The 24884-nt window shown below is 45.8% G+C and carries 20 protein-coding genes and 1 pseudogene; 14 read left to right on the top strand and 7 right to left on the bottom strand.

From position 1 onward, the window contains the following. The 4 genes and pseudogenes from RID53_RS31210 to RID53_RS31195 all read left to right on the top strand — a co-directional run. Positions 1-562: pseudogene (locus RID53_RS31210) on the top strand (RNA-guided endonuclease IscB); the annotation flags it as partial. 156 nt (positions 563-718) lie between these two features. Next, positions 719-2308: an insulinase family protein gene (locus RID53_RS31205; protein WP_446391796.1), complete on the top strand. Its 1590-nt coding sequence runs from the start codon at positions 719-721 to the stop codon at positions 2306-2308. A 161-nt stretch (positions 2309-2469) separates the two neighbouring features. Continuing rightward, the gene (locus RID53_RS31200) at positions 2470-3951 is read left to right on the top strand and encodes a M16 family metallopeptidase (protein WP_446391795.1); all 1482 of its coding nucleotides are present in this window, start codon (positions 2470-2472) and stop codon (positions 3949-3951) included. Between the two features lie 158 nt (positions 3952-4109). After that, complete coding sequence (locus RID53_RS31195; RefSeq protein WP_446391794.1) at positions 4110-4913, top strand: sulfite exporter TauE/SafE family protein; 804 nt, start codon at positions 4110-4112, stop codon at positions 4911-4913. Positions 4914-5204: 291 nt separating this feature from the next. On the opposite strand, the gene RID53_RS31190 is transcribed toward RID53_RS31195, so the two are convergent. Both RID53_RS31190 and RID53_RS31185 read right to left on the bottom strand, forming a co-directional pair. Continuing rightward, a complete protein-coding gene (locus RID53_RS31190) occupies positions 5205-5816 on the bottom strand; it encodes a hypothetical protein (RefSeq protein ID WP_446391793.1) in 612 nt (203 codons plus the stop codon). A gap of 59 nt (positions 5817-5875) precedes the next feature. Further along, positions 5876-6733 carry a prephenate/arogenate dehydrogenase gene (locus RID53_RS31185; protein ID WP_446391792.1) on the bottom strand — a complete coding sequence of 286 codons (858 nt, stop codon included), beginning with the start codon at positions 6731-6733 and terminating at the stop codon, positions 5876-5878. 273 nt (positions 6734-7006) lie between these two features. Here RID53_RS31185 and RID53_RS31180 point away from each other — a divergent pair, with 273 nt between their 5' ends. The 9 genes from RID53_RS31180 (at position 7007) to RID53_RS31140 (ending at position 18191) form a co-directional block, all read left to right on the top strand. Next, on the top strand, positions 7007-8443 hold the full coding sequence (locus tag RID53_RS31180) for a pentapeptide repeat-containing protein (RefSeq protein ID WP_446391791.1): 1437 nt from the start codon (positions 7007-7009) through the stop codon (positions 8441-8443). A 157-nt stretch (positions 8444-8600) separates the two neighbouring features. Then, entirely contained in the window at positions 8601-10067 is a 1467-nt protein-coding gene (gene glmM / locus RID53_RS31175; protein ID WP_446391790.1) for a phosphoglucosamine mutase, read from the top strand. 242 nt (positions 10068-10309) lie between these two features. After that, on the top strand, positions 10310-12004 hold the full coding sequence (gene hpsL, locus RID53_RS31170) for a hormogonium polysaccharide biosynthesis protein HpsL (protein ID WP_446391789.1): 1695 nt from the start codon (positions 10310-10312) through the stop codon (positions 12002-12004). Between the two features lie 160 nt (positions 12005-12164). Further along, positions 12165-13157 (top strand): hormogonium polysaccharide biosynthesis glycosyltransferase HpsN, encoded by a 993-nt coding sequence (hpsN, locus tag RID53_RS31165; RefSeq protein ID WP_446391788.1) that lies wholly within the window; start codon positions 12165-12167, stop codon positions 13155-13157. Between the two features lie 174 nt (positions 13158-13331). Beyond that, a complete protein-coding gene (hpsO, locus tag RID53_RS31160; protein WP_446391787.1) occupies positions 13332-14501 on the top strand; it encodes a hormogonium polysaccharide biosynthesis glycosyltransferase HpsO in 1170 nt (389 codons plus the stop codon). Positions 14502-14728: 227 nt separating this feature from the next. Next, complete coding sequence (gene hpsP, locus RID53_RS31155) at positions 14729-15979, top strand: hormogonium polysaccharide biosynthesis glycosyltransferase HpsP (protein WP_446391797.1); 1251 nt, start codon at positions 14729-14731, stop codon at positions 15977-15979. Between the two features lie 127 nt (positions 15980-16106). After that, on the top strand, positions 16107-17006 hold the full coding sequence (locus RID53_RS31150; RefSeq protein ID WP_446391786.1) for a hypothetical protein: 900 nt from the start codon (positions 16107-16109) through the stop codon (positions 17004-17006). Positions 17007-17245: 239 nt separating this feature from the next. Continuing rightward, positions 17246-17467, top strand: coding sequence for a hypothetical protein (locus tag RID53_RS31145; protein ID WP_446391785.1), 222 nt, complete (start codon positions 17246-17248; stop codon positions 17465-17467). An 85-nt stretch (positions 17468-17552) separates the two neighbouring features. Further along, positions 17553-18191, top strand: a complete 639-nt coding sequence (locus RID53_RS31140) for a ThiF family adenylyltransferase (protein ID WP_446391784.1) — start codon at positions 17553-17555, stop codon at positions 18189-18191. Between the two features lie 114 nt (positions 18192-18305). Here RID53_RS31140 and RID53_RS31135 read toward each other — a convergent pair whose 3' ends face one another. The 5 genes from RID53_RS31135 to RID53_RS31115 all read right to left on the bottom strand — a co-directional run bounded on the left by RID53_RS31135 (position 18306) and on the right by RID53_RS31115 (position 22836). Next, positions 18306-19004 (bottom strand): sugar transferase, encoded by a 699-nt coding sequence (locus RID53_RS31135; protein WP_446391783.1) that lies wholly within the window; start codon positions 19002-19004, stop codon positions 18306-18308. Between the two features lie 83 nt (positions 19005-19087). Then, positions 19088-19312 (bottom strand): hypothetical protein, encoded by a 225-nt coding sequence (locus RID53_RS31130; protein WP_446391782.1) that lies wholly within the window; start codon positions 19310-19312, stop codon positions 19088-19090. A gap of 254 nt (positions 19313-19566) precedes the next feature. Then, on the bottom strand, positions 19567-19785 hold the full coding sequence (locus RID53_RS31125) for a hypothetical protein (RefSeq protein ID WP_446391781.1): 219 nt from the start codon (positions 19783-19785) through the stop codon (positions 19567-19569). Between the two features lie 143 nt (positions 19786-19928). Beyond that, entirely contained in the window at positions 19929-20849 is a 921-nt protein-coding gene (locus RID53_RS31120) for an XDD3 family exosortase-dependent surface protein (RefSeq protein ID WP_446391780.1), read from the bottom strand. 277 nt (positions 20850-21126) lie between these two features. Beyond that, the gene (locus RID53_RS31115; RefSeq protein ID WP_446391779.1) at positions 21127-22836 is read right to left on the bottom strand and encodes a PEP-CTERM sorting domain-containing protein; all 1710 of its coding nucleotides are present in this window, start codon (positions 22834-22836) and stop codon (positions 21127-21129) included. 511 nt (positions 22837-23347) lie between these two features. On the opposite strand from RID53_RS31115, the gene RID53_RS31110 reads away from it, so the two are divergent. After that, positions 23348-24673, top strand: a complete 1326-nt coding sequence (locus RID53_RS31110; protein ID WP_446391778.1) for an AAA-like domain-containing protein — start codon at positions 23348-23350, stop codon at positions 24671-24673. Positions 24674-24884: the final 211 nt, after the last annotated feature.

The following is a 24884-nucleotide window of genomic DNA, read 5'->3' as shown; positions in this document are numbered from 1 at the left end:
TGAAACCTTTATGACAATGGTGAGGTGGCGCTTAACACAAGAAGGTCAGCACAACTCAACTTTCGGCTATATCACCAAGGGTAAGCGCCGGGAGCTATCGATAGAGAAGTCCCACCACAATGATGCTTTTGTCATTGCTGGTGGGAGAACTCAACCTCGCGTAACTAGACCTCTAATGCTCGAACAAATCCGTCGTAACAAGCGGTCGATGGAGCAATTTTACGATGCCAAATATCGCGACCTCAGAGACGGGAAAACCCGATCTGGCTCAGAACTTTCTTCTGGTCGTAGAACAAGGAACATTAATCTTAATGGCGAGAATTTGAGACAGCATCGCGCTCACAAGGTAAGTGCCGGACGCCGCTCTATTAAGAAAAAACGATATCCCTATAAACAACACGACTTAGTTCTGTTTGAAGGAACTATCTATGAAGTGATTGGGATGCAGAATCTAGGCGCTGGCGTAAAACTCAAAAACTATCCTGGAGTGAAAAACAAAGTGGTTAAACCTTCTGTTGTAAAGCCTATTCGCAAGCGAGGAGGGCTATGTGAAGTTGTTTAGTAATTTAGATAATTCGAGGACTCAAAGTCCTCAAATTATCCCACCTATCCATCCCAGCGCCGCCTTCCAGGACGGCATGGGGCTTCCGGTGTTTTTTGCTAACCTAAATTAAAAATGACGAATGACGAATGACCAATGACCAATGACGAATGACAAATGACCAAGAGATCTATTTTGCGTTTTCTGCGTTGGACTGTTCACTTGAGACAATACCCCTGGCGCTCCATCCTCGGAGCGTTCTTAGTCGCAACTCTAGTATGGAGTAGTATCCCGTTGGGGGCGTTGGCTCGCAGCGAAACCCCACCGACGAACGCCCAATCAATCCAACCGTACTTAGATGGCGTCCTTGACCAGGTGACGGAGTTTAGCCTGGATAATGGGATGAAGTTTATCGTTCTAGAACGCCATCAAGCCCCCGTTGTCTCCTTTGCCACCTATGCTGATGTCGGTGGCGTTGATGAACCTGTAGGCAAAACGGGTGTGGCTCACTTTCTAGAACATTTAGCCTTTAAGGGAACCAACCAAATCGGCACCCGAAATTATCAGGCAGAAAAACCCCTGTTAGACCGCTTGGATCAGTTAGCGGCACAAATTAAAGCCGCCAAAACAGCCGGGAACGAGGAAAAGGTTGCCGAATTAAAAGAGGAATTTGCCCAAGTTGAAGCCCAAGCTGCTAGCTTAGTCAAGCAAAATGAGTTTGGTCAAATTGTTGAACAAGCTGGAGGCGTCGGCTTAAATGCCGCCACATCCGCCGATGCGACAGTCTATTTCTACAGTTTCCCCTCCAACAAACTGGAACTGTGGATGTCTTTGGAGTCGGAACGCTTCCTGGAACCCGTATTTCGCGAATTTTATAAAGAACAAGAGGTGATCCTCGAAGAACGGCGGCTGCGAACCGACAACTCGCCCATCGGTCAAATGATCGAGGCGTTTCTGGATACCGCCTTCCAAGTCCATCCCTATCGGCGTCCGGTAATTGGGTATGACGAAGATATCCGCAACCTGACTCGCGACGATGTACGACAATTCTTTGAAACTCACTACGTTCCCAGTCAATTAACCATGGCGATTGTGGGTGATGTTGATCCCGACGAGGTGAAAGAGTTGGCTCAAGTTTACTTCGGACGCTATGAGGCAAAACCCGCCGCACCGGGAGTCAGCATCGTCGAACCTCCCCAGCAACAAACACGGGAAGTGACGTTGGAATTACCGTCTCAACCGTGGTATTTAGAAGGATACCATCGACCCTCTCGAACCCATCCTGACCATGTAGTGTATGAAATTATCGGGCGTTTACTCAGCGATGGTCGCACCTCTCGCCTGTATAAATCGTTGGTTCAAGAACAACAAGTCGCCCTCTCCGCCGCCGGATTTAGCGGGTTTCCGGGAGATAAATATCCCAATCTGATGCTGTTATATGCCCTAACTGCACCCGGACATACGGTTGAAGAAGTGGCGACAGCCTTGCGAGAAGAAATTGAGCGACTTAAAACTGAACCCGTTTCAGCCCAAGAGTTGGAACGTGTGAAAACCCAAGCCCGTGCTGGCTTATTGCGATCGCTCGATTCTAATATGGGAATGGCACGTAATTTAGTTGAATATCAGGTGAAGACAGGCGACTGGCGCAATCTGTTTAATGAACTCCAGGCAATTGTCAAAGTTACACCAGCTGATATCCAACGGGTGGCTCAAGCGACGTTTACACCTGACAATCGCACCATTGGACGGTTGTTATCGAGTCAATAGTCTTATGTCAGGGAATAGGGAATGGGGAACAGGGAATAGGGAACAGTAAAGAATCTTCTAACCTGCCAAGGTAGTTGTTATACTCCTCAAACCCTTACATAAGACATAAGACGAATGCCAATAAGAGCCGTTAACTTTAATTTTTCCCCTCTTCTTATCTAATGAGCAATCTTACATTGAACAGATTCCGTCGAAAAGTCTGGCGCTGGTGTGGATTACTGGTTGCCACAATGCTGTTGGTTGTCGTATCGCGCACGCCTGCTGTGGCGGCTACGGCAAAGCATTATACCGAGTTAACCTTTCCGCCTCTATCAGAAATTCAGATTCCTGAGTATACTCGCTATCAACTGGATAATGGCATCGTCGTCTATTTAATGGAAGACCACGAATTGCCCTTGGTGAGTGGGACAGCGATGATTCGTACAGGCGATCGCCTTGAACCTGCTGATCAGGTGGGCTTAGCCAATATTACCGGAGAAGTCCTCCGCACAGGTGGAACAACCGAACATTCGCCGAATGAACTGAATCAGTTACTCGAACAACGGGCGGCGTCTGTGGAAACAGGGATTAGCACGTCAAGTGGTAGCGCTAGTTTCAATGCCCTCAGCGAAGATGTGGATATGGTGTTTAACTTATTTGCTGAGGTGATTCAAAAGCCTGCCTTTGCTGAAGATAAGCTGGAGTTGGCGAAAAAGCAACAAGCGGGACAAATTGCCCGTCGCAATGATGATCCTAAAGATATTGCCAGTCGCGAATTTACGAAACTGATTTATGGGGATCAGAGTCCTTATGCCCGCACCGTTGAATATGAGACGCTAGCCAATATCTCCCGTGACGATGTGGTGGAATTTTACCAGACCTATTTCCATCCCGAACGGATGATTTTGGGTATTGTCGGGGATTTTGATTCCGACAAGATGCGATCGCGGATTCAGGAAAAGTTTGGTAACTGGAACCCCTCATCCCCTCCCCCAGAGATAACCGTACCGTCTGCGTCTCAGGCAAAGGAAGAGGGTTTCTTTGTCGTGGATCAGGATCAACTCACCCAAAGTTATGTGTATCTGGGACATATTGGCGGAGAATTTGATAACCCTGATTATCCGGCGTTAGATGTGATGAATCAAATCCTCAACGGGTTTGGCGGGCGGTTATTTAATGAAGTGCGATCGCGCCAAGGGTTAGCCTATTCTGTCTATGGGTTCTGGAGTCCTCGCCACGATTATCCTGGCATGTTTGTTGCGGGTGGACAAACTCGTTCTGAAGCAACGGTATCCTTGATTCAAGCGATTCGCTCAGAAATTGAGAAAATCCGCACCACGCCAGTCACCCCAGAAGAACTTGAGTCTGCTAAAGACCAAGTTTTGAACTCATTTGTGTTTAACTTCCAAGATCCCAGCCAAACCTTATCGCGGCTGATGCGGTATGAATATTATGGGTATCCCGAAGATTTTCTCTTCCGCTATCAGCAGCAGGTGAAAGAGACGACGATTGAAGATGTGCAACGGGTGGCGCAAAAATATCTCCAACCCAATCAACTGGTGACATTGGTTGTTGGGAATACCAACGCCATTCAGCCTCCCTTAACCAGTCTGTCTAACAATGTCACATCGTTAGATATCACCATTCCCGAACAAAGCAGTTAGTTGATGGTTAATGGTTGATTGTTGATGATGTGCTTAAATCAGAGGGAGTAGGAGTGTAGGGGCGGGTTTGACTGATAATGTTGTATTGATATCCGATAACTTAACTAAACCCGCCCTTCTCAACCAACCAATGACCAATGACCAATGACCAATAACAAATGACACCGACCCAGTTATTAATTTTCGCATCTGCTGGCTTATTTGCCGGAATCCTAGCCGGCTTTTTGGGGATCGGTGGCGGTACAGTTCTTGTACCTTTATTAGTAACCTTAGGATATGACTATCAACAAGCCGTTGCCACAAGTACCCTATCAATCGTGATTACAGCGATTTCGGGTACGGTGCAGAATTGGCGGCTGGGTAACATACATTTTAAACGGATCATTGCCATTGGCTTTCCGGCTATCGTAACAGCGCCAATTGGCGCTTATTTAACAGAATTATTTGCCGACTACTGGTTAAAAGCCGCATTTGGACTATTACTCCTACTTAATATTTACTTAGTTCGACTTCGCAAACGTTTGAAAGCCAGAGAAAAGCAAGACGCTTCAGAAACGGAACATCCTCGACAAACTCCACACTCTAAAAGTCAAGCAGCATTAGCCAGAATTGGCACAGGAAGTGCCGCAGGCTTACTCGCTGGAGTCTTTGGTGTGGGTGGCGGCGTGATTCTAGTTCCCTTGCAAATTTTACTCTTGGGAGAAAGTATTAAAACGGCAATTCAAACCAGTTTAGGCGTGATTGTAATTACCGCAATTTCGGCTTGTATCGGTCATGCTGTACAGGGGAATGTGTTATGGATTGAGGGATTACTTCTGGGTACAGGGGGGTTATTGGGAGCGCAAATTAGTACCCGTTTTTTGCCTAAATTACCCGATCCGGTGGTCAGTTTGGCATTTAGTACATTACTGGCTATCTTAGCCATTTACTTTTTCTGGCAGGCATGGCAAGGTTATAGCTAAACACAGCATCTGTTGGGAAGTGGGAAAGGTGAGGAAAGGAATGTTTTGAAATCTTACCCTTCAATCATGTCCGCCATGTAGGGGCGGGTTTAGGGACTCAATTCACAAAGAAACCAATAACATTTGTACAAAACCCGCCCTTCCCCACCCAATAACTTCCGTTTAAATGGTTGATTCGGATACAATGGAAGCGATCGCCTTGATCAAATCAGGGTAGGAACTACTCATGTCCCAAAGCTTTATATAATAGGCTTTTGCTCCCACTATTGCAAGAAAGCCTAGCGCGTAGCGCTATACTTCATTTTCCTTCAGAATGCCGCTTGCTAAAATACCGAGAATTTTATCCACATCTTTGAGATAATATTCGCTTAAATCAATGGACAAGGTTTGCCCTTCTAATTTAAGAAATTGCCAAATACTACCTGTCGTCACTGCACCGTAAATTGTTTTAATCTCACTTTCTGATCGCTGATTGAAAATTTGGGACGCAACCATTGCCGCCGCACACTGTCCCAGTCCGGCATTAATATTCTCTTTTTTGGCTTCTATAATTGTAATGACGGGTGCTGTTACGATCAGGATTTCTGGGGATTTAGTAATAATAAAATCACAGACCCCATTTAATCCTTTGTCTTTATCTACAGTAAAATCGACTCCAGAGAATAAATTTATTTGCTCATTTAATTGGCGGCGTAAATCAACTAATATGGGTGCTATAATCAGTTCTGAACGCGCTTTTTCACTATTACTAGCTAATGCGATCGGTAGGTTATAGTTAATAATTTCTGCCAGTAATGTACTGGTGGCTAATTCAGGACTATCGGCGAAAATATCGCGTTTTTCTAACGTAGTTAAGCCGAACTCTTGTTTGGCTTTAGTTAAAGTAAAGTCGCTGTAAGACATAAGATGATTATGGGTGATAACAACAGTTATCCTGATCGCCCTGAATTGGTAGAAATGTCTTAACTGTGATCAACAGAGGGTGAGAAAAATTGCGATCGCGCGGCTTGAGTGTCTTGCAGGTGCTGTTCCAAACCTTGCCAGTCGCTTTGCTCAACCCGTTTAATCAATTCATCGAGACGGTGACGATAAGATAGGAGCGATCGCAATAAAAAGTCCCGGTTATAACGCGCCATCATCACCCCTAACTCTGGATTTCCGCCACCCACGCGACTGGTATCCCGAAAGCCGGAACTGGCTAACTGCTGTATTAACTCTAGGACAATCGGATCAGTTTCATCGATACAGGCATTAATTAGACTCGCACTCACCATAACCGGGAGGTGAGAAATCCAAGCCACGGCGCGATCATGATCTTGAGGACTACAGAAATAAACCTGATCGGTGAGCGATCGCACCAAATGCTCAACCTGTTTCACCGCGTCGGTTGGTGTCGTATCCAGAGGTGTCAACACATAAGGGCGATCGGTAAATAACCCCGATACCGCCGCCTCAATCCCATTCGATTCTCGACCCGCCATCGGATGTCCACCGACAAAATTATGCCACAGGGGTGTCACCGCTTCCAGCACCGCCGTTTTCACCGAACCCACATCCGTGATAATAGTTTCCGGGGATAGATGGGGAATTAACGCCTGAAGCGTTGGCGCGATCGCTGAAATTGGCGTACAAATAAAAATAATATCAGACGCTGCCAAAAGGTTCATTTTGACACTCGCGTCATCCACGACACCGAGTTCAATGGCTCTGTTGCAGGTATAGTCTTGGCGAGACACTCCCAAGACTGAATGACCTAATTTTCTCAAATCTAGTCCTAGGGAACCGCCAATGAGTCCAAGTCCAACAATCCCAATCTTCATGATCCCATGCCATCCACGCTAAGCTAATCAAATCCTATTTAAATGTTTTAGGCAAAGCTGGAGTGAGAGAATCTTAGCACCCTTCCCGATTAGGCTAGGCGCTACCCTTTACCCGTGAGAGAGGATAAGTAAGACAAGGGAGAATGATTTTAATTGATCCCACTCAACTCTACCTTGACACTCTACTGGGCAACTGGCTCCGATAACAACACAACTCGGTAGCGCTTTCCTTAAAAACGTATCCTCTGGCAGTTCAATTTAAGGATAGCATTAATGAATGTGACGGCAATTCTCAAAAAATATGCGGCTGGCGTGAAAAACTTTTCCGGTGCAAACCTTGCCGAAGCCAATCTGAGTGGGATTAATCTCAGTGGTGCCGATTTAAGTGAAGCCAACTTAAGTGTAGCCAACCTCAGTGGTGCCTATTTAATTGGAACCAATTTGAGTCGGGCGCGACTCAATGTAGCCAGACTCAGTGGTGCAAATCTTACCAAAGCCAACTTAACCCAAGCCAATCTCAACGTTGCCAATTTGATTCGAGCCGACTTGGGGGGAGCGCAACTGACGCAGGCGGCGATGATTCGGGCGGAACTAATTCGTGCCAAGTTAAGTGGTGCCACCCTGACAGAAGCCAACCTCAGTGGGGCGGATCTGCGAGAAGCTGCCCTCAGAGACGCCAAACTGCAACGGGCTAATCTGAGCGAAGCCAATCTACGTGGGGCGCTTGTCATCGGTGCAATTCTAGAAGGTGCCAATTTAAACGCCGCCGATTTGAGCCGTAGTGATCTGAGTAATAGCAATTTTCGACAGGCTGAATTTAAGCAAGCCAATCTCAGTTGTGCCAATTTAGCGGGTGCGGATCTCAGTGGTGCGAACTTGCGCTGGACTGACTTGAGTGGTGCGAATCTCAGTTGGGCAAATCTGAGTGAGGCGAAATTAAGCGGTGCGAATTTAACCGGGGCGGATTTGACTCATGCCAATTTGCTCAATACCAGTTTAGTGTATGCGGATTTGACCCAAGCGCGACTCATTCATGCCGATTGGATTGGGGCAGATTTAACTGGGGCAACGCTCACGGGAGCAAAATTGCATGGCGTGTCTCGTGTTGGTCTCAAAACCCAAGGGATTGTCTGCGAGTGGGTTGATTTGAGTCCAGAGGGCGATCGCTCTCGGGTGGTAAACCTGTCAACAGAAGAAGTCTCGCACAAGTTTTTTAATGAAACCCTACCCACCGTCACTATTCTCATCGATGCGCCTTTAGATATCGCCGCGAATTTAGCCCTAGTCCGTGTTTATCATCAACTAGCGCAGACTTTCCCGGTTCTCAATACAGCACCCAATGTGAACGTAGGCGTGCGAAAAACCTCTTTGACCTTTAGTGCCAGTAATTCTGAATTATTGATTATTGCTTACTTAGGAATTGTCCCATTTAACGATGCAACGATTACCCAGCAAAATATTATCACATTGCTCAAGAAGCTAGAACCCAGTGTTCGGGAAAAGTGGGGAATTACAACGTCCCAATCCATTCAAGAGTTCCAGCAAACCCTTAACCAAGGGATTGACCAGTCAAAAATGGCAGTGGATTTTAGGAAGTCGAGTCCTTTCTTCCAAGCTCCCACTCAAACCATCATCACCAACTCTCACAATCAAACTTGGACAGCTTACTACCATCCAGCCTTTGGTAAGCCGTTGATGCAATCTCAATAGGCAGCGGAGCAGAGGGAGCAGAGGGAGCTGGGGGAGCAGAGGGAGCTGGGGGAGCTGGGGGAGCTGAGGACGAATGACGAATGACGAATGACTTATAACAACCATAGAAGAAAGTGTTATCCTCCACAGTATTGTGTTGTGTGAGGAAATTCAAGTTATGGTTACGTCTCCTGTCCGACGTCAGGACATCCATCGGTTTACCCCTAGACATCATCTACACAAATCTTCGACCCATGGAACGCTAACGGATTTATCCCTAACCTTGCCCAAGACTCCCTTGTTTGGTACGGATGGCATTCGGGGACGAGTGGGAGAACTGCTTACGGCTGAATTGGCGCTACAAATTGGGTTTTGGGCAGGTCAGGTCTTACATTCGCAAGCCTCAGCATTGGGTCCAGTGATTGTTGGACAGGACTCGCGAAACTCTAGTGATATGTTGGCATCGGCGCTGAGTAAAGGCTTAAACTTAGCGGGATTGGAGGTTTGGAATTTAGGGTTATGTCCCACGCCTGGGGTTGCCTATCTTACCCGTTTCTCAGAAGCGATGGGTGGGGTGATGATTTCTGCTAGTCATAATCCCCCAGAAGATAATGGGATTAAGTTTTTTAGCGCTCAAGGGACAAAACTGCCAGGGGAATTGCAGCAGCAGATTGAGGCAGGTATCCGAGGTCTAGTCGATAAGGCTGTGGTGACTCATACTCAGGGTCAGCATTATCACCGACCGGAATTAGTGGGACGTTATTTGGAATCATTACGGCGTCCCCTGCACTCTGTAACCCATTTACAGGGGATGAAAATTGTCCTGGATTTGGCGTGGGGGGCTTCGGTGAAGTTAGCCGAACAAGTCTTTTCTGAGTTGGGAGCAACAGTTATCTGTTTGCATAATCAACCGGATGGCGATCGCATTAATGTAAATTGTGGCTCTACTCATTTAGCCTGTCTCCAGAAGGCGGTACGAGAACAGTCGGCTGATATGGGGTTTGCCTTCGATGGTGACGCGGATCGGGTGATGGCGGTTGATAGCGAAGGTCGAGTCGTTGATGGCGATTATATTCTCTATTTCTGGGGGCAAACATTACGACAAACCAATCAACTCCCCGATGATTTAATTGTTGCCACGGTTATGGCAAATCTGGGCTTTGAACGGGCATGGAAAGCCAGTGGTGGTAAACTGGTACGCACGGCTGTGGGTGACCAATATGTGCAAGCGGCAATGGATCGCAGTGGAGCTATGCTTGGTGGTGAACAGTCTGGACATATTCTTTGTTACCATTACGGCTTGACAGGCGATGGCATGTTAACGGCTTTGCATTTAGCCTCATTGGTACGTCAGTCGGGGGTCGGCTTGAAAACATTAGTGGATCAAAGCTTTCAGACTTATCCCCAACTATTACAAAATGTGCGCGTCGAAAACCGCGATCGCCGCTTACATTGGCAAGACTGTCAACCCCTAATGGATGCGATCGCCCAAGCTCAAACCGTGATGGCAGATCAAGGGCGAGTTTTAGTCCGAGCATCGGGAACCGAACCCGTCATCCGAGTGATGGTAGAAGCCATTGAAGCGCAAATGGCAACGCACTGGACAGCTAAACTGGTTTCTGTCGTCGAAAACCATTTGGGTTAGAAGAAGGCAGGAGAGGAGGCAGGAGGGAACACTGTTCACGGGGAACTCTAATTTAATTTTTTCTCCCCCAGCTTCCTCAGCTCCCCCAGCTTCCCTAGCTTCCCTAGCTTCCCCATCTCCCCCAGCTTCCCCAGCTCCCCCAGCTCCCTCTGCTTCCCCAGCTTTCCCATCTTCCCTCCCCCTACACCTTCACTGGTGGATGTGCCACAATCGAAAGAAACGGGCAGCCTGACAGCTTTGCCATGGTTAAATCGAAATCGAAATCAAAAGTCAAAAAATCGAAAACTTCAAAAAAAGGAAAAAAGCAGTCAAAGCAGTCTGAAGCTCCTCTCCTGAGTTTGAAGGAGCAGTTAGCCCAACAGCGTAAAGCGAAAAAGCAGCGCCAAGAACTGATTCAATGGCTGTTCATGACGCTATTGCCGGGGATATTCCTAGGGGCGATCGCGAGTGTAGTGGCTGAACCGAAGATGGGTGTGATCGCCGGAGCTATCATACCCTGTTTTGGTCTGTCCTACAAATATCCCCGCAAGGCACTGTGGCTATTTCTCATTTACATGCCCTTTAGCGGCACGGTTGTATATACCCTCGGCGGTAGCGCCCTACTCCAATTAGCCAAAGATGGATTATATTTTCCTGCCCTAATTGGCTTATATCAACAGTGCCGACGCGAAAAGAAACCCTTCTTTGTTCCCCAAACCCTAATGTCAACACTGAGTATTTGCTTGGGGTTTTCTCTGTTGACATTATTCTTTGTTAACGGTTTACATTTGACGGGCAATGCGTCAGGACAACCTTTTCTTCAAGGAATTTTGGGCTTGAAAATTTTCCTAGGATATGTTCCCCTGATTTTTTGCGCCCAACATTTGCTCAAAAGTAAAAAAGAGTTGTTATTTTGTAGCCGCTTGCATCTAGGTCTGGCAATTATTTGCTGTCTCCTAGGGCTGTGGCAATACATGATGCTAAAGCAGGGTGTCTGTAAAGGTACGGATCACCTCTCCGGGGTTGAATTATTTAAAGCTAGCTTAGAAGCTCGGTGTTATATTGGTGGGGCGTTGCTGTACAGTCCATCACAAAATATGATTCGCTTGCCAGGAACCTTTGTGTCTCCTTGGCACTGGGGTTGGTTCTTGATAGGCAATAGCGCATTGACATTTGCCGCCGCATTTAGCGATTCGTCTTTTTTGTGGCGGATTGGAGGTTTGGCAGGTATGGCACTGGTTTTTGTTAATGCGGTAATCTGCGGTCAGCGAATTGCTTTAGCTTTAGTTCCAGCTATTACGATACTTTTGTTAATCCTTACAGGTCAGATAACGAATCTCAAGCGGTTTCTTCCAATAGGCGTGGGACTCGGCTTGGTGATTGCAATTGGCTTAGCCATGAATCCAGAACTGGTTCAGGAACGAATTGACAGTTTTAAGAGTCGTGCCGAGGCTTCACCACCGCAAGCATTCATTCAAGAACAATTTGAATGGGCAACTTATAACACCAAGGGATGGCTCGGTAATGGTTTAGGACGAGCCACGAATTCTACTCGCACCTTTGGGGATGTTTCACTGGTTGAAACCTATTATCCCAAACTTATCTTTGAAGTCGGTACCATCGGAACCTTAGCATTTTTGGCGTTTGTGACGCACTTGACATTTACTACATTTAAAGCCAAACAGTCAGTGCGTGACAAAAATTTACGTAGTTTTGGCTCTAGTTATTGGGTTTTTGTGTTGATTATCAGTTATAACACCTATTGGTATCCTTTGGATACAGACCCCGTAGCGGTCTATTACTGGTTCTTTGCAGGGGTAATCCTAGCCTTACCCAAGATAGACCGACAGGAACTGCGAAAACAGAAACTTGTCGAACAACAGGATGAATCTGACGTACAAAAGAACGGTAAAAAAAAGGTATCTAAACCACGAATTGCTACCCCAGCAGCCTCTTAGTGGATGAGGGGATGAGGGGATGAGGGGGTGAGGGGGTGATGGGATGATGGGGTAGCGGGGAAAGCCATGTAGAGACGTAGCATGCTACGTCTGGGAGCTGGGGGAGAGGATTAGCAATGAACAATGAACTATCAACAATCACCATTTTCAAAAAACAGTCGTGAATGAGCCGTTAATTTCAGTCATTATTCCTACTTACGAACGCGAGGAACCCTTGCGAGATACCTTAGACGATGTACTCAAGCAAGACTATCCTGCTGTTGAAATTTTAGTGGTAGATCAAACGCAAAACCACAAGCCTGAAATCGAAACTTATTTACAACAATTGGCGAATGAGCAGAAAGTTAAATGGTTTCGGGTGAACTGGGCGAGTTTACCTGGGGCGCGAAATTATGCCGTGCGACGGGCGACAGGCGAAATTATTGTGTTTATCGATGATGATGTGAAAATGCCTGCTGGGTATTTGCAAGCCCACGCCCGTAACTATGAACGTCAGGAGGTTGGGGCGGTTGCGGGGCGAGTGTTTGACCGCATGAAGCTAGCCGATTCTCAGAAAAAACATCAAGGAGAGTATGAAATCGAGAATTTGCCCCCTCAGGCGATGGACCCTGGAATTGCTTGGTATCACATTGACCTAGTGCATACGATTAAACCGCAGTGGGTGATTTCCGCTAGAGGCTGTAATATGTCCTACCGTCGGGAGATTTTTACCAAGCATGGGATATGGTTTGATGAACGATTTCGCGGGAGTGCGGTACGGGAAGAGTCAGATTTTTGTCTGCGATTGCGGCAAACGGGGTATCAGATTTGGTATGATCCCGATGCCTCTTTGGTGCATTTAGGCGAAGAGACGGGTGGTTGTCACGATATTAGTACGCGATCGCTTAAATACCAAGTCACGTTTTACCACAATCATTTCCTGATGGCGCTGAAGAACCTTACCCCCAGTCAGCAGGTGCGCTTATTTGCCAAGCTTTTTGATTGTCACGTTCTCGGAAATCCTCCCTGTAACAAGAGTGGTTCGCCAATTAAAATTGTCACTCGTGCAGGGTTCTACACTATCGGATTTATCGACGCCCTGAAAACTCAAATCAAGTCCAGTTGGGATCAGGGGCAAGTTTATACCCAGTTGGATGAAAAAGCTGATGGTTGATTGGGGACGTTTTGACCCTTCGCGACATTCAATTGGCATGATTTGTAGGGGCGGGTTTAGGGACTCTCGTGTCGCGATTGATAGTAACCTTGGTACAAAACCCGCCCTAACTCAGTGTTAAGATAACTCCCTATCTACCCCATCTCCCTTATCTTCTCTATTCCCTCTAAAAAAATGAAAATTCTAGTTGCCAGTCATACCTATATTGTTGATCTTAACTGCGAAAAGCTACGCGAACTCGCGAAATTAGAACCTGATATTGAAGTCACCGTAGTCGTACCCCGTCGCTGGCGTCCAGGGGGGGTACAAAATAAAATTATTGAAACCAAACCGCGTCAAGAGGGTTCATTTCGAGTTGTCCCTGTCTCGAACTTTAGCCAAAACAACCAGGGATTACTCACATTTGGCGCAGATATTCTTCCCTTATTGCGAGACTTTAAACCCCATATCATTCAAGTTGAACAAGGCGCAAAGGCATTAGGTTATGCTCAATTCATCGCATTGAATCAACTTTTAAGACTCAAGGCAAAAAATGTTTTCTTTACTTGGTGGAATTTACCCTATCAGGTTAAGTTTCCTTTATCGATATTGCACGACTATAACCTTCAGAATACTCACGGACTGGTTGCAGGAAATCAGGATGCGGTGGAAGTACTCCAGCAACATGGTTATCAGGGGGCTTATACCGTTATGCCTCAATTAGGTGTGGATGAAAGCCGATTTCGCCCCCAAACCCAGCCAGAGTTACAACGAAAGTTAGGACTTCAAGAGGATGAATTTGTTGTCGGATTTGTGGGGCGGTTTGTTGAGGAGAAAGGGTTATTAACCCTAGGGGAAGCCTTGGCAGGTATTAAGGATTATCCCTGGAAGTGGTTGTTGCTAGGACGCGGTTCTCTGCAAACTGTGTTAATGGAAAAGGCGGTGGAATGGGGAATTAAAGACCGGATGATTTGGGTGGAGAGTGTTCCTCATGACGAAGTGCCAAATTATATTAATTTGATGAATGTTTTAGTCTTGCCATCTGAGACGACGTACAAGTTTAAAACGTTAACTGCGGCGGGATGGAAGGAACAGTTTGGTCATGTTTTAATTGAAGCGATGGCATCGAAAGTGCCTGTGATTGGGTCGGATTCGGGGGAAATTCCGAATGTGATTGGTGATGCGGGTTTGGTGTTTCCGGAGGGGAATGTAGAAGGGTTACGTGGCAAGTTGGTATCGCTGATGGAACAGCCGGAGTTGGCGAAGCAGTTGGCTGGGTTGGGGTATGAACGGGCAATGAACCAGTATACGAATAAGGCTTTGGCGCGGAAGTTGTTTGATTTTTATCAAAGACTTATTGAATGATAAGTCGGGGAATCGGAATTATATTTTTTAACGCAGAGGGGCGCAGAGGTTTACGCAGAGGACGCAGAGGGGTTAAAGCAGGGGGAGTTTATTTTTATAGGGTTTGGAAATAATTGGTGATGATATGACGTAGCTTTCTTTTGAAGGGAGTGAGTATGACAAATGATGAATGATGAATGACGAATGACAAATGACGAATGACGAATGACGAATGACAAATGAAAAAAATGCGAATTTTACAAATTGTCCCTTCAATTTCGCTGGTTTATGGGGGTCCGAGTCAAATGGTGCTGGGGCTTTCTAAAGCGCTAGCAAATCAGGGTGTAGATGTTACGATATTGACGACCGATAGTAATGGGGATTTTGGTCAACCACCACTGGATGTTCCTTTAGATAAACCTGTTCCCCAGGATGGTTATCAGGTGCGATATTTCCGGTGTTCTCCGTTCCGTCGTTATAAGTTTTCCCTCGATTTATTACGTTGGTTGTGGCAACATGCAGGGGAGTTTGATCTGGCGCATATTCACGCCCTGTTTTCACCCGTGAGTACTGCCGCCGCAACAGTCGCCCGAAAACGAAATTTACCCTATATTTTGCGTCCCTTGGGTACGCTTGATCCGGCGGATTTACAGAAGAAGCGACGATTAAAACAAGTTTATGTGGGTTTATGGGAACGTGCTAATTTAGCGGGGGCGGCGGGAATTCATTTTACCAGTGAACAAGAGGCGAAGATTTCTCAACGGTTTGGTACAGATGCGCGGGATATTGTGATTCCTTTGGGGGTGACGCCTCCGGAGGATGTAGGGATGTTGCATGCAACGTCTCTACGTCAGGGCGGGTTTTGCACAAACGATATCATCAATGGTGAAACAAAAGTCCCTAAACCCGCCCCTACAGATGTTCTAGAGAATGTCTCTACCCAATCCCCAATCCTATTATTTATGTCTCGAATTGATCCGAAGAAAGGATTGGATTTACTGATTCCGGCTTTAGAAACGCTTTTGGCTGAAGGGTTAGGGTTTCAGTTTATCTTAGCGGGCGCGAATCCCCAAGATCCAGAGTATGAACGTCAAATTCAACAACAGATTCGGGCGTCGTCGCTATCGTCTCAGACGACAATTACAGGGTTTGTTGAGGGAGAAGTAAAAGCGGCGTTGCTACAAAAGGCGGATCTATTTGTTTTACCCTCTTATTATGAAAATTTTGGCATTGCTGTCGCTGAAGCGATGGTGGCGGGGACTCCTGTGGTAATTTCGGATCAGGTGCATATTTGCCCAGAGGTGAAGGAGGCGGAAGCAGGATGGATTTGTGGGTGTGATGTGGCGTCGTTGACTCAAACCTTACGGGAAGCGCTAAGGGATGCTGGGGAACAAAAGCGGCGTGGAGTCAATGCTAGAGACTATGCACTAGAGCATTATAGTTGGGATGCGATCGCGCAGACTATGATTGAGGCATATCAAACTATAGTGAGGCAATAGGCAATAGGCAATAGGCAATAGGGGAAAGAGATAGAGAGTTTTTTTTGAAAGCAAAGCACAGACAATCTAGATACACATCTCATTTGAAAACGCTGTATAACTGACACCTGATAACTGATAACTGATAATGGCAGATATTGATAACCTCCTCAATGAAATAGCCGCCCAAGAAACCCAACTTCAGGATACCGAGTTTCTTGCCCCTTGTGTTCAAGGGGGAAACGTTCGCACGTCAGTGGCGAATCTGATTTATACCTTTACCCCCCAACCAAGTGATTTTGAGGGGTGGGGTATTTTTCGTCCTGTGGATGAGAAAACGGCTGAGGTAGTAGAAGAAGCGAGTTTACCTCAATTAGCGGAGTATCTGAAATTACTTAAACCTCTGCGCTTACGATTAGCTTATCCATTGCGTTCATTGACGTGGTTGGCGTATCCCATTAATGAGTCGGATATGCAGCAACGTTTGGGTATGGTTAAGCCTGTTCCTGTCCATTTGGTTAGCGAAGGTGCTGCATTTGAGCCGATTATTGCCCGTTTTGATGGTACAGCGTTTTGGTTTGATGAAATCGACAGACGCGCTGAACCTCAACCGACTGAACAGTTACGAGAACAGTTAGAACAGGTTACTCTAGCGGATCAGGTGCGGTTTACGGGAATGACACCAGAAATGCGGACGGTTTATGAGTTGGTATTGCAACAAACACCTGCGTATCAGCAGCGAGAACACCATCGGCGTCAAGCGAGAGAAGCAGAGGGAGCTGGGGGAGCTGGGGGAGCTGGGGGAGCTGAGCGAACGGATGAACAACGGTTGCGGGATGCGTTACAGATGGGAGGTGGGAGATTGCGGACATTTCGCGATCGCGGCGAGTTTTGGCAAGTGGAATGGACGACTCGTGATGGGGAACGTCATACTTCTGCGATCGCGAAGGGGGATTTAACCGTGATGAGTTCGGGAATCTGTCTAAGTGGTTGCGATCGCGACTTTGATTTACAATCCCTGGTTGGTGTGATCGAAGCCCGATTCTAGAACAGCAGTCCAGTAATCGAATCATCTTCATTGCTGTCCCCTGCACTAAGAAATGTAAACAAGCGTCAAATTCTGACTGTTCTCTGTTCCCCGTTTCCCATCTCAACCATCAACTTTAATTTTCTCCCCCTACTGACCAACATTTCTTTACGAAGATTTCAAGAAACTATCCCTGAATCTTGACTACAATCTAGTTATCGTCTACCACAATCTCTATTCAATACAGAGAGAGACATAAGATGCTGACCAAAAAAGCTCACCAGAGAAAATTCAGTAACTCCTTTGACTTTAGTCAACTCTTTGCTCAAAGTATGAAAAAGGGTCAAATCAGTCATTCTGACTGGTACGAATTGCTGATCACACCGCTGGATAATGCCTTTACCTCCGATCATGAGGAGGCGGTGACTCGATTAATCTATGGGGTGCGACATGGCTTTGTTAAAGTCATTGAGAACGGTTAGTTGTTTCAATCGAGTCATTGGTTATGTCGCGATACGTCCGGTGGACACGCTTCGCGAACGCGGTGATTGCCCAATTTTATAGATAATGTCTATTTTCTTTCACGAAAACCTCTATCGAACACCTACCCTAATGACACGGTTGCAGGAGTTTCCGGTAACTGTATGTGGGGCTGGGGCGCTGGGGGCAAATCTGACCGAAAACCTGGCGCGTTCTGGGTTTAGCAGGTTACGGGTAATCGATCGCGATCGCATCGAGGAACGCAATCTTTCTACTCAACCCTATTACAAATCAGATGTTGGTGCTTATAAAACTAAGATATTGACAAATACGCTCTATCGTGCATTAGGTATTACTGTCGATGGGCGTGCCAAAGAACTAACGGCGGACAACTGTTCTCAATTACTTCGGGATAGTCAGGTAGTCATTGATACCTTTGACAATAGTGTCGCCCGTCAAGCGGTGAAAGATTATTGTCAACAGGTGCAGATTCCCTGTTTGCATGTGGGATTGGCAAGTGATTATGCAGAGATCATTTGGAACGATCATTATCGCGTTCCCTCACCTGCCAATGATGATATTTGTGATTATCCCTTAGCGCGAAATTTAGTTATGCTGGCGGTGGCGGTTGCTTGTGAGGTAATTATTACCTTTGTCGCTACTGAAAAGCAACAAAATTTCACGATTACGTTAGCCGATTTAGCGGTTAAGCCTTTGAATCCGTAGGGGGCGGGTTTAGTTAAGTTATTAATGGGTGGCAAAATGTTATCTGTAAAACCCGCCCCTACAACTGGGTTGTCAGACGTGCCATGGCGCTGGAATCCTACAGTCTTCTGTTTATTAACAAGCACCGAGTCGGGTAAAAACAACGGAAATTGTTTTCCAAATAATCATTAAATCATACCCAGGATGCCATTGTTTCTGATAGTTTAAATCAAGAGCAACCACCGCCTCAAAATCCTGTACCTGCGAGCGCCCGTTGACTTGCCATTCGCCTGTGATCCCCGGTTTTACGTTTAATCGCTGCCAATGCTTGAGGTTATAGTAGATTACTTCATCTGGGGTGGGCGGACGAGTGCCAACTAAACTCATGTCTCCGATTAAAACGTTCCAAAATTGCGGAAATTCGTCTAAGCTAGTTCCGCGCAGAAAACGCCCCACAGGAGTGATGCGGGGGTCATTGTCATTCTTAAATAGGTGTCCTTGGACTTGATTGGGAATTTGGGATTTGAGGGTGTCCGCTTGGGAAATCATTGAGCGAAATTTCCAAATTTTGAAGGGTTTGCCGTAAAGCCCGTGGCGGGTTTGACTATAGAAAATCTTACCAGGACTATCGAGTTTTATGGCAATGGCGATAGGGAGAAAAAGAATTCCTAAAATCAGAAGTCCGATTAGAGACCCCATAATATCAATGCAGCGTTTAGAAAGGGAATAGGTTGAAGGATGAAGCGAGAAAATTAATATCTGATTATTGAAGAGTGATGGCTGATGGATATAGTTTTCATCGCAACGATTTGGGTTGAGGGTAAATGCAGTCATTGGACTTGTTCCTTCAGTTCAGATAACTTGAGATGTAATACTAATTAATGCGGTGTCAGAAATAAAGGTGATACTCCGGTTGCTCAAAAATTCTGAAGCTGTTCTTGGCGATCTAATAGTTCTAGGTAGGAGATGGGTACGACTAGGGGCCAAAGAAGAGCGGCGATGAGTAAGAACATGAGCGAGTGAAATCGGCTTTGGGGAGAGAGGTTTTCCTCACGTTGCAAAAAGCCTAGCCATCGTGTGAACAAAAGCGGTAACATGACTAAGTAAAAGAGGATTAATCCGCTGAAAATGATGTTCCACATAAGTTTCCTGGATTGGTTGACAGTGAATTGACTTTCTAATTATCACTCTGGGTTCATTCCTCCCCTTTACGCACATAGTCAGGATTTTGAAACAAATCTTTACAAAGTTAATCACCAACTCTGTATTCACTGGATCGCCAGCTTGGACAACCCGGATCAAATTCCGGCAAAAATGTAGTAAAAAATACAGAAAATCGGGTTTTAGTCTGTAAAGCTTTGTCCCTTACCTTTCCTGTTTCCTATTCCTTTCTTATCTATCGGGGTCTTTCTGCACAGGGGAGAGTCGGGCGAGATGGGCAAATATTCCGAGCGGGTTGATTGGCTGTCTGTTCCGTCTCACGCTGAAAATTCAACGGTGTGCTTGGACTGAAAATAGTTGGTGTTAGTTGCGGAATATGGACTGTATTGACTCCAGCACTAACTACTTCAATTATAGCGATAGATAAGGTTTGAATTCGTCTTGAGGTTGCCATAAAACCTGCTCCCAAACCTGGCTATTGACAGATGGAAAATGTTGAACATTTAAGCAATGAGTGAAGTCGCGATACGTCCGGCGGACACGCTTGGCGATCGCACGTCATCTGCCAATAGCTTTAACCTTGGCGACACCGGGTTTTCAAGCTGAGTAACGCTTGCGGAGATGATTGACACCAACCATTAAGCCGAGGGCGGCTAAACCCACGCCAGCAGAGGGTTCAGGGACGGATGTACAATAGCCGCGATCGCAAATCCCTGATTTATCGAACTTGAACGCGATCGTATGTTCCCCATCAAAGCGATTCAAGTCATAGCCAGCCGCCAGTAATTCAGACTCAGACAGATACATAAGACTGGTGAGAAATTCACCCGAACCAATTGTATTTAAGCTTTGAGATTGGTCAAAATAAGAGGTATCAGCAGGTAAATCCCCCAGACTCGGACCACAGTCAGCACCTTGACAAAAATCGCTCACTCGTTGGTTGTAAGCTTCTAGGCTATCAAATCCACTATTAATATCTGTGGTACTAATAGCGGTGACATTGCCATAAAGACCCAGATTAGGGACTAAGGAATCATTAGTTCCGGCAAAACGTACTCCGAATAAATCTCCTTGATTATTCGCCGTGGTGAAATCTTGATCGGTAAAATTGAAGAACAAATCTCCCCAACCAATATTTCTATCATCAGCACTGGTTCCATCAACACCTGTTAACGGCATATTGGCATTAATCGCCACAAAAAGGCTATCCTCTGTTTCTTTAAGCGCTAAACTGTAAATTTCATAGGGATTACCATCCCCACCAACTTGTGTTCCATCCACGCCATCATCAAATGAATCAATCGCATAGTGCCATCCTGATTCATCAACGGGATTTTTGCCAACTTTGAGGGCAATACCATCGTTGACACATTCGGTAAACGTATCAACCGTCGTATCTTCATTGAGAGCAAACGTAGCAGCTTGAGCGGATTCGCCTGTGGCAAATAGCAAACCACATACGGTGGCGATAGGGATGATTGGAGCAGAAATAGAAAGTTTTGCGGTATAGTTCAACATTGTTTTCTCCTTCAAGTTTTTAGCTTTTGTTGGTTATTTGTTTGTGCCTTTACTCTAGCCAAGATTCAATCGGTATAGATCAATGTTACTGACTGGTATGCTGCACCCTACTAGCAGGGGCGGGTTTAGTTATAGCCCTACGGGGATACGTTAGGACATTCCCCTGTTGCCTATTGCCTGTTGCCTGTTGCCTTTTCACCCAATTGTATTGTCCTAACCTTAATGCGTAGTGCTATACATCTGGGTGCAACCGATAAGATAGTTGTAAAACCCACCCCTACAGCTGCCTTGATTTCCGTCTACGCAGTAATACAACACCTGAACCCAAGGTCAACAAACTGAATACAGAAACGGGTTCAGGTACGTCCTGACTGTCTTCCTCTATGAGTGCGTGCATATCGAAACTCGCCGTATCTGTATCAAAGTCAAGTTTAATTGGGAACGCTGTAGGATTGGTGGGATCAACATTGAGTCCGGTAATCGTAAACTCAGAAACACCACCACCCAAAAGCGAGACAAAATCGATACTGTCTCCGGGTAGAAATTCACCCAGATTTGTATCTCCTACAGATACCGTGAAGGGATTTTCAAAGCCAACCGGGAAGTTCAGAATTGAGGTAAATAAAGAATCCCCGGTCATTTCATAGTGGAAGCCATAGGCGGAAGGTGGATCGTACCATTTGCCGCCAATCACATCAATAAATCGGAACACTCCATCCAAGGTACTATCAGGAAGCAAAGGATTAAATTGGGAGTCAGCGATGTTATTGGCGCGGTAAATTCCCTCAGTACCATCTTCCAGTTTTGCCCAGAAGACAATTTCATTATCATCACTCAGGCTTTGCCGATCCATGTCTAAATCAAGTACAGTGGAACCGAATAAGGTATCGCCAATGCCAATAACTTTATCCTCGACCGCATTACTACCCACAAAGATACCTTTATCCTGGTTGCTAAAGGGGCTAGACCCTTCAACGACCTGATTCGCCATAAACGCGACAAGTCCTTTATTATTGATAGAACTGGTGCCAACATTATAGAATGTATCTGGTGTTTCTGACTGCTCATAATTATTCCCGGCAATCAGTTCACCATTAATGCCATCCGCCTTAAAAATGACTTGTCCCGCGCCATTATTATGAGCAAACGCTGAGACTTCGCCTTGGTCATTTATATTGGCTTCCCGATATGAACCATTCCAAAAGTTAGTTTGATCAGCAACAATTAGATAGTTGCCATTCTCATCCCCTGTAAAGACACCGTAGTGACTGACAAAGCTAACCATTCCCTGATTATTAATGTCAGGTGCAAGAGGATCAAGGTTTACACTGGACAGAGGACATTGTTGCTCAGATGAGCCAGCACCTGTACAGTTGGTAATTTGGATGGTTTTATTGCCGTCACTGGTAAAGATTTCTTGTCCACCATTATCAAGATTGGCAAAAAAGGCTACAGTGCCACTGTCGTTAATCGCCAGTCCAGGGGCAAAGTTACTATAGGTTCCACTCGTGTGGGCAATTTGTTGCGTGTTCCTGACACCGTTGCTAGTAAAGATGCCTTGACCTCCAGCATCTACATCAGCAAAAAAGGCGACAGTACCATCATTATTGAGGGCTAACCCCTGACCAAAACTGCTAAATATAGAGTCGGCTTTGTTATCAACAATGATTTTTGATCCCCCTACGCCAGTACCAACATAGATTCCTTGGTCTCCTGACGTGAGTTCGGCAAAAAAGACGACTTGCCCATTATTGTTAATTGCCAGTCCTTTGCCGTTTTGATAGTCGGCATCATTAGATAACTTATAGCCGCTATTCCCACCTGCAGTACCGAGTCCTGATCCGAGGCTGCTAAAGGAACTGAATGAACTGCTAGTTTCTGCGATCGGGCTAAAGTTGAAGCTAAAGGCTAATACTTTACTACTACTGAGTAGACTGAGAGATAGTCCGACTACGGTAAAAGAAAGAATGGGCTTGAATTTCAGCATAATCGTACTCCTGAGAATTCTGAGAGAGTTGAGATAACTGTAAAATAGTCTGATTGATCAGATGGTTGTGCTTTGCTTATAACTCTATTAAATCGGTTTATTTTGCATCTGAACCCACAGCTAGCTATCAGATAGGATTGTGAGGGTTTGTTGAAAAGGTATCAAAAGGTATCACAAGCCATCAGAAGGTATCAATATTAGCCAAAAATAAGCGGTCATGCATTGAAATTGGGTATTAGCGAGCAAGATGCAAAGCCTGCGGCATGGCTTCGCTAAACGCACTACGGCAAGGATTGCGCCATTATTGATATTAAGGTTTAAATACCGAACAGCTTATTCGTTAAGCGTTGCGCTGTCTTCGCTATAAAGGTTCGCATCGCTGACTCAAGCTACGTTCATTTTAATCATTGGATTATAAATGATAGTCTAGTGGAATAGATTTTGGCGATTTTCTGGACGCACAACCTGCGCCCCTACAATTTTGCTTACTATTGAATACCTATAGCTGTTTATGTCGTGGGATACATTTTTACAACAAATTGCGGATTATCAGGGTATATTTGATGCCGATGAGAGACAGGTGTTGTTTTGCCGCTTTGCGGAACGAAATTTGGCAGAACTTGATGCCAAAATTGCTGACAAGTTGCATATCAGTGAAGTGACACTGCAACGGCGAATGGGGCGAATTTATGCGACATTTGCCCATTCTTGTCCGGCGCTGAATACGGAGAAAAAGGGGAAATTTAAGCGCTTACGAGACTGGTTAAGACAGGAGTATGTGCGATATCAGCAGCATGGAGAACAACTGAGGAATCCAGAGACAGATTCCCGTGCGATTCTCTGTCAAGATCGTTATATTGAACCGGGGATTCTGTCTACCTGTTACCAGGAAATCCTGAAGCCGGGATGTTTACTGCGGATTAAAGCGCCGTGGAAGATGGGGAAAACGGAGTTGATGTCACGGGTGTTGAATTATGCGGCGGATCAGGGTTATCGCGTCGTGAGTTTGAATCTGCGGGATGCAACGGCGACGGATTTTCAAGATTTGAATCGATTTCTGCAATGGTTCTGTACCAGTGTGACGCTGAGTCTGAACCAAGAATCATTATCAGACAATCCAGTTGCTGAACATTGGAATAAGAGTATTGGCAATAGTAAGAATAAGTGTAAGACGTATTTTGAAAAGCATCTGTTACCGGGAGGTAGTTCCCTGGTTTTGGGGTTAGATGAAGTGGATCGAATTTTTCCTTATCCGGAAGTCGCGGGGGAGTTTTTAGGGATGCTACGAACGCGACATGAGGATGCAAAAACGCGCCCAATTTGGGGTAAGTTGCGCCAGGTTTTAGTGTATACGGAAGATTATCGCGAACTGGATATTAATCAGTCGCCGTTTAATACGGGGCTTCCGATCGCGTTACCGGAATTGAGTCGGGAACAGGTGCAAGCGTTGGCGCAAGATTATGGATTGGATTGGCAAATTGATCAGGTGAATCGGTTAATGGCGATGGTGGGGGGACAGCCTTATTTGGTGCAAGAGGCGATGAAGCAAATTGGACAAAAGTTGGTGACATTGGAGGAGGTGTTGGTAACGGCGGCGACTCCTAGGGGAGTTTATCGGGATTATTTGCTGATGTATGGACAAAAGTTACATCAATCACCGGAGTTGGTGGCGGCGTTTTATCAGGTTGTTGGTGTTAATCATCCGGTGAGATTGAATCTGGAGGTGGCGGATGTTTTGGAGAATTTGGGGTTGGTTCGGTGGGAAGGGGATGGCGTTAGTCCTCGTTATGAGTTGTTTCGTCGGTATTTTAAGAGTCGGATTGAATCGGGGGGTTAGGGATTGTTTTATTTGATGTTGTGGGGAGAGAGTTTATGTTTTTTTAACGCAGAGGAACGCAGAGGTTTACGCAGAGGAACGCAGAGGGGGTGAGTGGATGGGGGACAGGTTTTAGGGGGTTGGAGATGGAGTTGGGTTTTATGTTTAGGGTTAGATGATCAATGACAAATAATGATAAATGACAAATGACAAATGACAAATGACAAATGAC

Source organism: Coleofasciculus sp. B1-GNL1-01 (genome assembly GCF_040220235.1).
Taxonomy (GTDB): Bacteria; Cyanobacteriota; Cyanobacteriia; order Cyanobacteriales; family Coleofasciculaceae; genus Coleofasciculus.
This window is presented reverse-complemented; position numbering and strand designations above follow the sequence as displayed.

Excerpts from the sequence above, each read along its gene's own strand:
- RID53_RS31205 (WP_446391796.1), top strand. The coding sequence starts at position 719 with ATGACCAAGAGATCTATTTTGCGTTTTCTGCGTTGGACTGTTCACTTG.
- RID53_RS31200 (WP_446391795.1), top strand. The coding sequence starts at position 2,470 with ATGAGCAATCTTACATTGAACAGATTCCGTCGAAAAGTCTGGCGCTGG.
- RID53_RS31195 (WP_446391794.1), top strand. The coding sequence starts at position 4,110 with ATGACACCGACCCAGTTATTAATTTTCGCATCTGCTGGCTTATTTGCC.
- RID53_RS31190 (WP_446391793.1), bottom strand. The coding sequence starts at position 5,816 with ATGTCTTACAGCGACTTTACTTTAACTAAAGCCAAACAAGAGTTCGGC.
- RID53_RS31185 (WP_446391792.1), bottom strand. The coding sequence starts at position 6,733 with ATGAAGATTGGGATTGTTGGACTTGGACTCATTGGCGGTTCCCTAGGA.
- RID53_RS31180 (WP_446391791.1), top strand. The coding sequence starts at position 7,007 with ATGAATGTGACGGCAATTCTCAAAAAATATGCGGCTGGCGTGAAAAAC.
- glmM (WP_446391790.1), top strand. The coding sequence starts at position 8,601 with ATGGTTACGTCTCCTGTCCGACGTCAGGACATCCATCGGTTTACCCCT.
- hpsL (WP_446391789.1), top strand. The coding sequence starts at position 10,310 with ATGGTTAAATCGAAATCGAAATCAAAAGTCAAAAAATCGAAAACTTCA.
- hpsO (WP_446391787.1), top strand. The coding sequence starts at position 13,332 with ATGAAAATTCTAGTTGCCAGTCATACCTATATTGTTGATCTTAACTGC.
- hpsP (WP_446391797.1), top strand. The coding sequence starts at position 14,729 with ATGCGAATTTTACAAATTGTCCCTTCAATTTCGCTGGTTTATGGGGGT.
- RID53_RS31150 (WP_446391786.1), top strand. The coding sequence starts at position 16,107 with ATGGCAGATATTGATAACCTCCTCAATGAAATAGCCGCCCAAGAAACC.
- RID53_RS31145 (WP_446391785.1), top strand. The coding sequence starts at position 17,246 with ATGCTGACCAAAAAAGCTCACCAGAGAAAATTCAGTAACTCCTTTGAC.
- RID53_RS31140 (WP_446391784.1), top strand. The coding sequence starts at position 17,553 with ATGTCTATTTTCTTTCACGAAAACCTCTATCGAACACCTACCCTAATG.
- RID53_RS31135 (WP_446391783.1), bottom strand. The coding sequence starts at position 19,004 with ATGACTGCATTTACCCTCAACCCAAATCGTTGCGATGAAAACTATATC.
- RID53_RS31130 (WP_446391782.1), bottom strand. The coding sequence starts at position 19,312 with ATGTGGAACATCATTTTCAGCGGATTAATCCTCTTTTACTTAGTCATG.
- RID53_RS31125 (WP_446391781.1), bottom strand. The coding sequence starts at position 19,785 with ATGGCAACCTCAAGACGAATTCAAACCTTATCTATCGCTATAATTGAA.
- RID53_RS31120 (WP_446391780.1), bottom strand. The coding sequence starts at position 20,849 with ATGTTGAACTATACCGCAAAACTTTCTATTTCTGCTCCAATCATCCCT.
- RID53_RS31115 (WP_446391779.1), bottom strand. The coding sequence starts at position 22,836 with ATGCTGAAATTCAAGCCCATTCTTTCTTTTACCGTAGTCGGACTATCT.
- RID53_RS31110 (WP_446391778.1), top strand. The coding sequence starts at position 23,348 with ATGTCGTGGGATACATTTTTACAACAAATTGCGGATTATCAGGGTATA.